The sequence below is a fragment of the Algibacter ulvanivorans genome (assembly GCF_048381495.1).
GTDB lineage: Bacteria > Bacteroidota > Bacteroidia > Flavobacteriales > Flavobacteriaceae > Algibacter_B > Algibacter_B ulvanivorans.
Window position 1 is genome coordinate 55548 of the sequence record NZ_JBLWGD010000005.1, and the last position, 13098, is coordinate 68645.

The window sequence follows — 13098 nt, forward strand, 5'->3', positions numbered from 1 at the left end:
TAATATTAGTTGTTAGTTAAGCCATTTTCCTATGGTTTCAAATAATTTTTCTTTTACAATGGGTTTAGATAAAAAATCTACACATCCTTTTTTAAAGCAAATTTCTTTTTCGTCTTCCATAGCATGAGCTGTTTGCATTATTATTTTTGCTTTAGGGTTTATTTTTAACATGTGTTCCATGGCTTCAATGCCATTCATTTCTGGCATTCTAATATCTAGTAAAATAATGTCTACATTGGGGTTGTCTTTAAAATATTTTACAGCAATTTTTCCGTTATTAGCAAAGGTTACATTTGCGCCTGTGTTTTTTAATACGGCAGCTAATAACATTCTTATTAATTTATCATCTTCAGCAATTAAAATAGATTTATTTTTTAGAAAGTTTTTGGTTAGCTTATGTGCTCCGTTAATTTTTGTGTTAACTTTTTTTAATGGTATGGTAAATTCGAATAAAGTACCTTGGTACCTTTTGGATTCTACCCATATTTCACCGCCTAGAAGTGTTACTATGCCTTTACAAATAGATAGACCTAAGCCTGTGCCTCCGTATTTTGCTTTGTTTTTTAAGTTAAGTTGTTTAAAACGTTCAAAAATTTCTTTTTGTTTGTTTTTGGCAATGCCAATACCGTGGTCTTTAACATAAAATTTTATGTAATCTTCTTGTTGTGAAAAACCGAAGCTTATATCGCCTTTTTCAGAGAATTTAAGTGCATTATTAAGTAAATTGCATATTACTTGTTCTAGCCTTTGTGGATCTGTAAGCACAACTAAATTTTCTAAATTTTTGGGGAAACTTGAAACAAAATTAAGGTTGCTTTTGTTTTTTGCAACTTTTATTTGGTTGTATGTTAACTCTAAGTTTTTAATAAGGTTGGATATATGGCACTCTTTATAAACAAGCTTAATTTCGTTAGTTTCTATTTTCGATACATCAATTAGGTTAAGTAATTGTTTGGAGTTGTTGTCTATTATTTCAATATACTTTAATTGGTCTTTTTTGTTTAAATTATCTGCTTTTAGTAATTCGGCAAAGCCTAAAACACCTGTCATTGGTGTTCTTATTTCATGGCTCATATTGGCTAAGAAATAATTTTTTTGCCTATTAGCGAGATCTGAGGCTTCGGCTTGTTTTTTTGCATAAATTAAAGCTTTTTGGTTGTTTTTTATTTCGGTAATATCTTGGGCAGAACCTCTTAAACCAATAATTTTATTATTGCTGTTTTTTACGGCTTCTCCTTTGGCCCATAGCCAACCAATTTCATTATTATCTCTAACCATGTTTAGTTCGAGCTCGTACGGTATGCCTTTTGTTTTTGTTTTTTCTACTGCTTTTGATAGGGTGTTCCAGCTTTCTTTGGTAAACAATTTTTTATGAATGCCATAATTTGGAGGTGAGAGTTTTGAGTCTAACCTAAAAATTCTAAATAATTCTTCAGTCCATTCTACTTCACCTGTTTCAATGTTTAAAGACCAACTGCCTACATGGGTGATTTTTTGCACTCTATTAAGCTCGTATTGGCTTTTTATTAAAGCTTCTTCTTTTCTTTTTAACTCTGTAAAATCTGAAACGGTAGCGGCAAATTCTCCCTTTTTAGGTGAAAAAGCATTTACATAAAAGTATTTGTCTAATGCTTTTACATAGCCTTCTATTTTTGTTTCTTCTCCTGTTAAGGCGGTTTGTCCATACTTTTCAATCCATTTATTAGGGTCGTTAACTAAACCGGGTAATATTTTTGTAACTCGTTGTCCTATTAAATCTTTGGCATTTAGGTTTAATAGTTTTTCGTACGCAGGATTAACGTCAAGATATTGCCAATCTATAGCTTTCCCCTTTTTGTCTGTAATAATTTTTGCATGAATAAAACCTTCGTTTAGGTTTTCAAAAAGGTTGTGGTATTTTATGTCTTTTTCGGCAAGTTCTTTTTCTATTTCTTTAATTTTGTTTATATTATCAATGGTTATTACAATGCCATCAATAGTTTTGTTTGATGTTATAAACGGGCTTATTCTTTGAAAGTAAAAATTACCATAGCTATCTTCTAACTGGGTTTCAATAGTTGTTAGTTTTTCTAACGTTAATTTTGCATTATTAATTATTAATTTTCTGGTGTTATCGTCAAAATTAGACGTAAAGTTGGCTAATGGCCTTCCAATATCGTCATCATGTAAATTAAAAATGTTTTTTAGTGCTGGTGTAAATTTCCTAATACGTAAATTGGTGTCTAGAAATGCAGTAGCAATTTCGGTATTATCTAAAAGGTTAGATACATCGTTACTTAAGTTTGTTAGTTCGTCGTTTTTTTCTTGTAGTTCTGTATTAACGGTGTATAATTCTTCGTTTACAGATTGTAATTCTTCATTGGTGCTTTGCAGTTCTTCGTTAGATGCCATGAGTTCTTCGTTAGAAGATTGTAACTCTTCGTTTGTAGTTTCTAGTTCTTCTATGGCTTTTTGTAAGTCTGCTTTTACAGCGTTAAGTTCGTACTCTAAATCTTCAATTCTTTGATTTGAGCTTTCGCTTATATTAATGTTACTAATTACTACGGCATCTTTATCTTTTTTGTTCGAAATTTTTTCTTCGCTAAATTCTATTAAGTAGTAATTATTTAATTTTTGGTTATATAGTGGTTTATGGAATTTTAAATCGAATGTAAAATTGCCATGTTCGGTTTTATTAATAATATTTGTTATTAATATATCTTGTTTTTCGTTTTCAAGCCGCCTAATTCCAGTTCTTATAATATTGGCCGTTTCGGTGTTTACTACCTTTAGCAAGTTGTTTTGAAAAGCACCTTCACTATGGTATAGTTTTTTGCCAACACCTCCTGTTATAAATAAAATATTAAAATTAGAATCTATAAAAATAGAATCTGGACTATAACGCCTGCTTAAATATTTATCGAAAATATATTCATCTAAATTATTTGAACTTGGTTTTTTTAATTCAAACGACATGTTTTTTCTAGAACTAAATTGTTCCTTTAATTTTGAAAAAGCTTGAATATGATTAGAAGAATATTTTGGTTTTGTAATATTTTGAAAAATTTTCCATTTAGAATTAATGGTTTTGAAATATTTTGAAATGCCTCTTAAAGATTCGCTATTACCAAGAAATAAATATCCAAATATATTTAGAGAAAACTGAAAGTTTTGCATTACTTTTTTCTGAATATTAATATCTAAATAAATAAGAAGGTTTCTGCACGAAATAAAATCCATGTTAATAAATGGAGCATCGCTAATTAAATTGTGGTTAGAAAATACTATTTTCTCTCTTATGCTTTTTATAATTTGAAAGCGTTCGCCGTTTTTAAAAAAGTAGCGTTCAAGGTAGTCTTTGTCTAGCTCATTAATAATATTAACATCGTATAAGCCAAATCCAGCTATATTTAAGCCTCTCGGGTCTATATCTGTAGCAAATATTTTAAAATTAATATTTAATTTGTTTTCTGTTATATATTCTTGAAATAAAATAGCTATAGAATATACTTCTTCTCCGGTAGAGCAACCAGGTATCCAAATTCTAATAGTATCGCCTCTTTTTTTTGAGGTGCAAATTTCTGGTATTATATGCTTTTTTAAATCTAGAAAAGCTTCTTCGTCTCTAAAAAAACGGGTAACACCTATTAAAAAATCTTCTTTTAAAGCTTGTTTTTCGTTGGTGTTGTTTTCAATTAGCTTTGCGTAATCATCTAAATTATGAATGTTGTTAATGTTCATTCTTTTTTCAATTCTACGTAAAAGCGTATTTTTTTTATATTCTCTAAAATCTATACCAGAAAACTTAAAAACATTTGTTAGTATTTTTTTAATATTATTTTCAACCTCATCAATATAATTTGTGTTTGTATCTATTAAAGGGAGTTTTGTTGGTTTTTTTACTAAAGTATTTGCAATTTCTTTTATGTTTAAAATGTAGTCTGCAGTATTTGTATTTATTGCAGAGTTTGGCATGCCATTAAATTGCGCATTGCTTGGGTTTTGAACTATAATAGTGCCACCACTTTCTTTAACTGTTCTAATGCCTCTAGAACCGTCGGACCCTGTGCCAGATAGTATTACAGCAACCGCTTTGTCTTTAAATTCTTCACCTAAAGTATGGAAAAAAATGTCTATCGGTAAGTTTAATTTGCTTTTTGGGTCTCTATCTTGTAAGTGTAATTTAGAGCCTTTAATTTGTAAGTTTTTGGTTCTTATATTTAAATAAATACAATTTGGCTTTAAATTTTGTTTTTCTTTTGCAGTATAAATGGGCATGCTTGTATGCTTGCTTAATAGTTCGGGCATTAAGCTTTCAAAATCTGGCGAAAGGTGTTGTATAATTACAAAAGCCATGCCTGTATTAGAAGGTATACTGTCAAAAAGTTCTTGTAGTGCCTTTAATCCTCCAGCCGAGGCACCTATACCTACTGTGTAAAAACTGCTTTCTTTTTGTTCCATTTAATTGTTGCAGACTAATTTGTTTTTACTAAATATAATATTTACAAAGAAAAATCTGTTAGGGAGAATATTTTAGCCTTTGTAAACACAATGTCAATATATATAATTTTTTAAAAAAAATATAGGAATTTTCTTTTAAAACATGGGATTTATCTTATTTTTTTAGAATTTTATAGATGAAGTGCATTTTTAGTTAGTATTTAAGAAAAATGAGGCTTTTATATTACACTTTTAATGAAGTGTGCCTCTTTAAATATTAGTGTTTGTGGGGGTATACTGTAAAAAATATTTTTATAAGTGGTTTTGTAGGTTAAAAGCAATTAGTTGCTTTTTTCTGGTTTTTGTTGTAAAGTGTTGTAAATCTTTATTATATAAAAAAAATATTCTTGTTTTTGTAAGGTTTTTTTTGTAATTTCTATTCCTAAATTAAAAGTGTTAAAGTTTTTTAATGATTATTTAACCGTTTGCAAACTAGCAACTTATAATTTATACCCATGAAAAAGCTATATCCTCGGGTTAACTCTCCTGAAACCTACGATTTCTTAGAACAAATTTTTAATAATACATATGATGGCATTGTTATTTTAACATTAGATGGCGATTGGATAAAAGTAAATGACAGTATTTGTAATTTATTTGGATACTCTAGGCATGAATTGTTTAATATGAATATAGAAAATATTGTTTTTAGAGAAGATTTAGGAGTGCATCAAAAAAAGTACGAAAGACTAATGCAAGGTAAAATAGAAGGCTATCGTGTTAGGCAAAGGTATTTCAATAAGGACGGAACTATAATTTGGGTTTTAATATCGGTGTCTTTAATTATAAATAAAAAAGGAGAACCGAGTAATATGATTTGGCAACTATCAGATATCACAGGGCGTAAAAGAAACCAAGATAAACTTAAAATGATGCTTGGGGTAGTAAGAGAGCAAAATGAGAGACTTACATCTTTTGCTAATATTATTACACATAATTTAAGATCGCATTCAGGAAATTTATCATCAATAGCGGGTTTTCTAGAGGATGAAAATAAAATTTTATGCCAAAATGAAAATTTCGATTTGTTAAAAAAAGCCATTGCTAACCTTGAAGAAACGGTTTCACATTTAACCGATGTAGCTAAAATAAAAACAGTAGAAGCAAGTCAAATACAAGTACTAAACCTGTATGATTATGTAGAAAAATCTATTTATAATATTACGGCCATGGCTAAAAATACAAATACAACTATTATTAATTACATTGAAGAAGATTTGTGTGTTAAAGCCATACCAGCATATTTAGATAGTATTATTCTAAATTTTTTAACAAATGCCATAAAATATAGGTCTAACAAACGTTTACCAAAAATAAGGTTATCAGCATCTGTTCAAGATGAATATGTAATTTTTAAAGTTGGAGATAATGGGATAGGAATAGATATGGAAAAGTATGGCGATAAACTTTTTCAAATGTATAATACATTTCATTCAAACAAAGATGCTATTGGTTTGGGGTTATTTATAACTAGAAACCAGATAGAATCTTTAGGAGGCAAAGTTGCAGTAACCAGTAAGGTTGATGTAGGAAGCGAATTTTCAATTTATCTTAAAAGTGCCTAATACCACTTTATTTTTCAGGTTTTGTTGCTAAATCTAAATAGCTGATTATATTGTTTAATAAGTTGTAATTATTTTTTTTGTAATTTTTTTACTATATTTATAGTAAAATTTTTCTTATATTTTTACATGAAAGAAATAATTGCAGATGCCTTAGATTCAAATTTATTACCTGAAATTTTTAAACATGCTTACCACGGAATTGCTATTGTTGGCCTAGACGGAAAATGGCTTGTTGTTAGTAATAGCCTATGTAGTTTACTAGGTTATACTGAAGCCGAACTTTTAAAATTAACGTTTCAAGACATTACACACAGAGATGATTTGAAAGTTGATTTAAGAAAATTAAATAAGCTATTAGGCGGTAAGATTGTAAGTTATAAAATGCAAAAACGCTATTTTAAAAAAAATGGCAATATGGTGTGGGCTCAGCTATCGGTATCTTTAGTAAGAGATAAAAACCAGGCGCCTAAATATTTTATTTCTCAAGTTCAAGACATTACCGCGCAAAAGGAGAAAAACGAAGAAAAAAAGATAATTGCTAGTGTTGTAAAAGAACAAAATGAAAGACTTTTAAATTTTTCAAGAATAATAACCCATAATTTAAGAACACATTCTTCTAATTTAATGACTTTAACAGGGTTTGTTGAAGATGAAATTGCCGAAACAAATACAAATGAGTCTTTTGTGTCTTTAAAACAAGCTATAAGTAATCTGCAAGAAACGGTAATTCATTTAACCGAAATAGCAAAGTTTTCTAGATTTGATAAAACAGAATTAAAAGCGCTTAACTTACATAATTTCTCGGTAAAAGCTATGTATGTTGTTAAATCTTTAGCAAAAAATAACCATTGCTTAATTGAAAATAAAATAGATAAACAACTGTTTGTTTTAGGGATTGAAGCTTATTTAGATAGTATACTACTTAATTTATTAACTAATGCTATAAAGTATAAAGCAAAAAATCGTTCTTGCCATATAGAGTTAACAACCAAGTTAGAAAATAAGTACGTAGTTTTAAGTGTAAAAGATAATGGTTTGGGTATAGATTTAGAAATGTATGGGGAAAAAGTGTTTTCACTTTATCAAACATTTCATAAAAATAAAGATTCTAGAGGTGTAGGGTTATTTATAACAAAAAACCAAATAGAATCTTTAGGAGGAAAAATAGAACTAAGAAGTAAGGTAGGCGTTGGTACTGAGTTTTTAATTTATTTTAAGTTGCATAAGGCAGGATAGAAAACAAAAAAACCTTGATAGTCTCCTTTATTAATGGGCGCCTATCAAGGTTTTATTAAAACTATAGTTTAAGCATAATTAAGCTCTTAAAGGCTCATTTAATATTAAATCTAAATATTGATTTACTTTGTTTTTTAAATCTTTACGTAAGGTTATAAAATCTAAAAAGCCATGTTCTAACAAAAACTCCGAAGTTTGGAATCCTTCAGGTAGTTCTTTACCAGTAGTATCTCTTACAATTCTTGGCCCTGCAAAACCAATTAAAGCTCCAGGTTCGCTTATATTAATATCGCCTAACATAGCAAATGATGCGGTTGTACCACCTGTTGTTGGATCTGTACATAGCGATATGTAAGGTAGCCCAGCATCTGCTAATTGAGCAAGTTTTACAGATGTTTTAGCTAATTGCATTAAAGATAAAGCAGCTTCCATCATTCTAGCGCCCCCAGATTTAGAAATAACCATTAATGGTAGTTTGTTTTTTAAGGCATAATCTGCTGCTCGAGCAATTTTTTCTCCTACAACACTTCCCATAGAGCCGCCAATAAAAGCAAAATCCATACAGGCTACTACAAGATCTTTTCCTTTAGATTTTCCAACAGCAGTTCTAACGGCGTCTTTAAGTTTTGTTTTGTCTTGAGCAGATTTTAAACGTTCTGGATATTTTTTTGTGTCCTCAAATTTTAGAGGATCTTTCGATTCTAAATTAACGTCTAATTCTTTAAATTTATTATCATCAAAAAGTATTTCGAAATACTCTTTACTTCCTATTCTAACATGGTAGCCATCTTCAGGACTTACATAAAAATTTTGTTCTAATTCTTCTGTATCAACAATTTTACCTGTTGGAGATTTATACCACAGCCCTTTAGGGGTGTCTTTTTTCTCTTCGGTTTTTGTTGTTATTCCTTTTGTTTTTCTTTTAAACCAAGACATATTACTTTATTGTTTTAAATCCTTGAATTAATACTCGGATTGGTTTACTATTTTAGACTTTAAGTTTTCGAATTACCGAAAACACTTCTTAGGGTTACTAATGTATTTGTTATTATTGTTTTTATTTTTAAATAAAAAGTGTTTAACAAAAACGTGGGCACAAAATTAAACCTTTTTTTATTTTTGAGGTAATGCGCTACTAATTTTATTAGTTTAATAATTGTAAAATACTGTTTTTTAGTGTTTAAACAAAAAAAGACTCTGTGTTTTGCAGAGTCTTTTTTTTATATTTGTAATATAAGTCCTTATTAATTATAAGGTGTTTACATTATTTAAGTCTTCAAATGCCTTTTTTAGTCTAGTTACAAACGTTTTTTCGCCTTCGCGTAACCAAACTCTAGGGTCGTAGAATTTCTTGTTTGGAGAATCATCACCATCAGGGTTTCCAATTTGAGATTTTAAATATTCAGATTTACTTCCCATATAATCTCTAATACCACTCATAAAAGCATATTGTAAATCGGTGTCGATATTCATTTTTATTACACCATAGCTAATACCTTCTCTAATTTCTTCAACTGTAGAACCAGATCCGCCGTGGAATACAAAATCTATATGATTATGCTCAACACCATATTTTTCTGAAATAAACTCTTGAGAATTTTTTAAAATTTTTGGAGTTAGTTTTACGTTTCCTGGCTTATAAACACCGTGTACGTTCCCAAAAGCTGCTGCAATTGTAAATTGGTCGCTTACTTTGCTTAATTCTTCATAGGCGTAGGCTACTTCTTCTGGTTGTGTGTATAGTTTAGAATCATCAACATCGGTATTGTCAACGCCATCTTCTTCACCTCCTGTTATACCTAATTCTATTTCTAGAGTCATGCCCATTTTAGACATTCTTTCTAAGTATTGCTTACAGATTTCTATGTTTTCTTCTAAAGGTTCTTCAGAAAGGTCAATCATGTGAGAACTGAATAATGATTTACCAGTTTCTTTGTAATGTACCTCGCTAGCGTCTAATAAACCATCAATCCAAGGTAATAGTTTTTTTGCACAATGGTCTGTATGTAAAATTACTGGAACACCATAAGCTTCGGATAGAGTATGTACATGTTTTGCACCTGCAATGGCACCAGCTATAGCTGCTTTTTGGCCATCGTTACTTAAGCCTTTACCTGCATTAAATTGAGCGCCTCCATTAGAGAACTGTATAATTACTGGGGCATTTAAATCTCTAGCAGTTTCTAAAACACCATTTATAGTGTCTGATCCTATTACGTTAACTGCTGGTAAAGCATAATTGTTCGCTTTTGCGTGGTTAAAAATTTCTTGAACTTCTTTGCCTGTAGCTACTCCTGGTTTTATGTTGTGTCCCATTTTTTTTATTTAAAATATGATTTAGTAAATAGTTAATACCAAAAGTAATCAAATTTTAGATAATCAAGAGGTGTTTTATAGTTTGAAAACTATAAAATAACACTAAAACGTTATAGTAAATTTAAGTGTAAATTACTGCTAAAAAGGATAGTTAATACCAATATTATAAACGGCATTGGCAAAGTTGTAATTATTAAACCATCTGTTTTTTTCTCGGTATGAAGGGTCGTAGGTTTTAAATCCAACATCGAACCTAAAAACAAAAAAGCTAAAATCGTATCGTAGGCCAAGTCCGGAGCCTATGGCTATGTCTTTTAACGAATTTAGCCCAGAAAAAGTAGCTCTATCATCTTCTACATTATCTAAAACATTCCAAATATTTCCGGCATCAACAAAAATGGCTCCGTTTAAATCGCCAAATAAATTAAAGCGTTGTTCTGCGCTTAATGCAATTTTAAGGTTGGCTTCATTAAATTCGTTAGTGGTTTCAGAACTTCCAGGGCCTAGGTTATATGCAGACCATGCTCGGTTATCGTTTGGTCCGCCACCAAAAAAACTTTTAGCAAAGGGTATGCTGTTTGAGTTTCCGTAAGGAATAGCAATGCCAAAAAATGCTCTTGTTGCAAGTACATTTTTTTTGCCTAAATCCCAGTGTTTTATATAATCAAGTTCTGTTTTTACATATTGCGAAAAAGCAACATCTAATAATTGGTATCGTTCGTCGGTGTCTTTTTTTAGTCCTAATAGTTTCGATGTACTAGCTAATAGGTTTCCTGCAAGTTCTAATTTAAAGCGAAATATTGAAAAATCGTTATCAAATAAATTAACTCTATTGTCTTCTGTAAAACTAAAGGCAGACGATAAAATAAGGTTGTTTTCTGTTAATCGGGTTTTACGCTCGTTAATGTTATTTACTGTTTGCAGTTGAGCTGATGAGATTTCTGTTGGAGTAGGAGTGCCTAAAACGTAACTTATAAATTGATTGGCACCTTCGGGTATGCTTAAATTATCATCAGTATTATTAATGTAATTTATGTTTTTAGCAATTTCGTTTAAAGCATTAAATGAGTTGTCGTAAATTTTAAAATAGTTTTCGGTTTTCAGGTTTCTTACGTATTGAACGTTAAATAAATCTAGCCTGTTTGTAACTTTTTTGTTTGGGTACCAATTGTAGCTAAAGTTTCCGCTAATGGTTTGTTTGTCTAGGCCAATGTTGGTCTGGCTGGTGGTAGCTAAGCCTATTCTGGTGCTAGGCGACATGTATTTTGGTATGATGTTTTCGGTATAAAACGGAGAAAATATTCTTGGTATTGTTAATTTTAAATCGGCGCCGTATTCGTTTATGTCGAAAAAAGGATCGTTGTCTTCTCTTAAATCATCCGATGCTCCAATAGAAGCTATTCCAGATATTTCGAGGGTTTCTGCGCCACCAAAAACGTTTCTTATTTGTAAACTAGGGTTTAGCGAAAAGCCAATGGTTTGGATATTACTTTTAGATACATCTGCACTAAACCCTAGGCTAAACTTTTTTAATGGTGTTAATCTTATAGTGTCGCTTAGTGTATAGTTTGGATTTTCAGTATATTCTATATTAGGGTATTTAAATGTGCGTAATTCATTTAAATATCTATAGGTTCTTGTTCGGTCTATATCTCTAAAAACTTTTCCGGGTGTAATAAAAACAGCATCGGTTATTGCTTTTGGGCGGTAGCGCATTTTGCCATAACTGTACAGTTTATAACTACCGTAAGAGATAGAGTCTTGAAAGGGTTTGTTGCGGTTCTCAAAAGTATAATCGGTAATTATATTAACATCGCTAATTTTATATATTTTAAATGGTTCTCGTCGTACCGAATCTAAAGTTCTTATAGCTCTATCTTGAATTTTAAGACCTACATTAACCTTTTTGTTTGTGCCAATGGTATCCATTTCAAAAGTTATATAATCTTGGTTGAAATGGTAAACTCCTAAGTTTCTTAATTCGTTAGAAATTCTATCGCGTTCTTGCTCAAAATTAGTAGTTTTATATTGCTCTCCTTTTTTAATTAATGCATTTTTTTGAATATTTAGATATAACGAATCAACTACTGGAGATTTTATGTTTTTTGATATAGAATCAATTAAAAAGGCAGGTCCAGTATTAACATTGTATGTTATTTCTGCACGCTTTTTATCATTTTTTTCAATATTGTAATTTGCTTTAACATTAAACCAGCCATTGTTTACATAATAATCTTCAAGACGTTTTACAGAACGTTTAGTTTTTTCATTATTAACTATGGTTGGTGCTTCTCCAGTTTTTTTTAACCAATTATTAAACCCTATGGCAGAGTTTTTTAGTTTGTTTATTTGTTTTTTAGAATACTTTTTTTCTAAACGAGTCCTGCGGTTTGGTTTTTTATCTAGCCATGCCTCGAAAAGTGAGTCTCTATTTTTTCTAGCCGTATTATAAATGTGTAATCTTAAAGGAATACCTAAAATTTTTCTGTTGGGTTTTTGGTACAATAAGTTGTTAATTATTTCGGCATTGTTTTTTTCGTTATTAACTATAACCGATGTTTTATTAAGTAAATATTCATCTTCGGCTACTCTTTTTACAGCATTACAAGAGAGAAAAATGCTGGTAAATAATATTAAAACTAATATGTATAAGAGTGGTTTTTTCAAAAGAAATTATAGTTAATTTAAGTTTTAGACTTTAAAAGAAAACAGTATTTGTAAGTTTGTAACTAGAATGTTTAATATTCGGTTCAAAAATACATTATTTAAACATAAAATTTATAAATGCTTTCTAAAAGTCAAATAAAAATAATAACGCGTTTAAAGCAAAAAAAATATAGGCAGCAAGAGGGTTTTTTTGTTGTTGAAGGTGTTAAAACAATAACAGAACTTTTGCAATCTAATTTAGAGCTTAATAAATTATATACAACAGAGTCGTTCAATATTAATGCCAAAAATGAGGTGTTAATATCTGAAACGGATTTAAAACGTATTAGTTTTTTAACAACGCCTAATAAGGCTTTAGCTATTTTTAAAATTCCGAAACCTAAACCCATTGGTAAATCGGGGTTGGTTATAGCGCTTGATGCGGTTAGAGATCCGGGTAACTTAGGCACTATAATAAGGTTGTGCGATTGGTTTGGTGTAACAGATTTGGTTTGTAGTAACGAAACTGTCGATTGCTTTAACCCTAAAGTTATACAGGCTACTATGGGCTCTATAACTAGAGTTAATATTAGTTATGTAGATTTGGTACCTTTTTTAAAAGCAAGCGATTTGCCTGTTTTTGGAGCTTTTATGGAAGGCGAGAATGTTTATAGAAAAGAGTTGCCTAAAAACGGAATTTTAGTAATGGGTAACGAGGCTAATGGTGTAACAAAAGCGGTTGAAGCTGTTGTAACAGAAAAAATATCAATCCCTCGGTTTGGAGCTTTACAAGTTACCGAAAGTTTAAATGTAGCTACTGCAACAGCTATATTATTAAGTGAGTTTAGAAGGTAAG

At 30.2% G+C, this 13098-nt stretch carries 7 protein-coding genes; 3 read left to right on the forward strand and 4 right to left on the reverse strand.

Annotation, left to right across the window (positions count from 1 at the left end):
• Positions 1–12 precede the first annotated feature (12 nt).
• Positions 13–4440, reverse strand: coding sequence for a chemotaxis protein CheB (locus ACNG5D_RS12375; protein WP_418183836.1), 4428 nt, complete (start codon positions 4438–4440; stop codon positions 13–15).
• 494 nt (positions 4441–4934) lie between these two features.
• On the opposite strand from ACNG5D_RS12375, the gene ACNG5D_RS12380 reads away from it, so the two are divergent.
• Positions 4935–6044 carry a sensor histidine kinase gene (locus tag ACNG5D_RS12380; RefSeq protein WP_418183837.1) on the forward strand — a complete coding sequence of 370 codons (1110 nt, stop codon included), beginning with the start codon at positions 4935–4937 and terminating at the stop codon, positions 6042–6044.
• A 126-nt stretch (positions 6045–6170) separates the two neighbouring features.
• Positions 6171–7280: a sensor histidine kinase gene (locus ACNG5D_RS12385; protein WP_418183838.1), complete on the forward strand. Its 1110-nt coding sequence runs from the start codon at positions 6171–6173 to the stop codon at positions 7278–7280.
• Between the two features lie 78 nt (positions 7281–7358).
• On the opposite strand, the gene accD is transcribed toward ACNG5D_RS12385, so the two are convergent.
• The 3 genes from accD to tamL form a co-directional block, all read right to left on the reverse strand.
• On the reverse strand, positions 7359–8216 hold the full coding sequence (gene accD, locus ACNG5D_RS12390) for an acetyl-CoA carboxylase, carboxyltransferase subunit beta (RefSeq protein ID WP_418183839.1): 858 nt from the start codon (positions 8214–8216) through the stop codon (positions 7359–7361).
• Positions 8217–8528: 312 nt separating this feature from the next.
• On the reverse strand, positions 8529–9596 hold the full coding sequence (fbaA, locus tag ACNG5D_RS12395) for a class II fructose-bisphosphate aldolase (protein ID WP_418183840.1): 1068 nt from the start codon (positions 9594–9596) through the stop codon (positions 8529–8531).
• A 138-nt stretch (positions 9597–9734) separates the two neighbouring features.
• The gene (gene tamL, locus ACNG5D_RS12400; RefSeq protein ID WP_418183841.1) at positions 9735–12263 is read right to left on the reverse strand and encodes a translocation and assembly module lipoprotein TamL; all 2529 of its coding nucleotides are present in this window, start codon (positions 12261–12263) and stop codon (positions 9735–9737) included.
• A 117-nt stretch (positions 12264–12380) separates the two neighbouring features.
• Between tamL and ACNG5D_RS12405 the strand changes: the two genes are divergently transcribed.
• On the forward strand, positions 12381–13097 hold the full coding sequence (locus ACNG5D_RS12405; RefSeq protein ID WP_418183842.1) for a TrmH family RNA methyltransferase: 717 nt from the start codon (positions 12381–12383) through the stop codon (positions 13095–13097).
• Position 13098 lies beyond the last annotated feature (1 nt).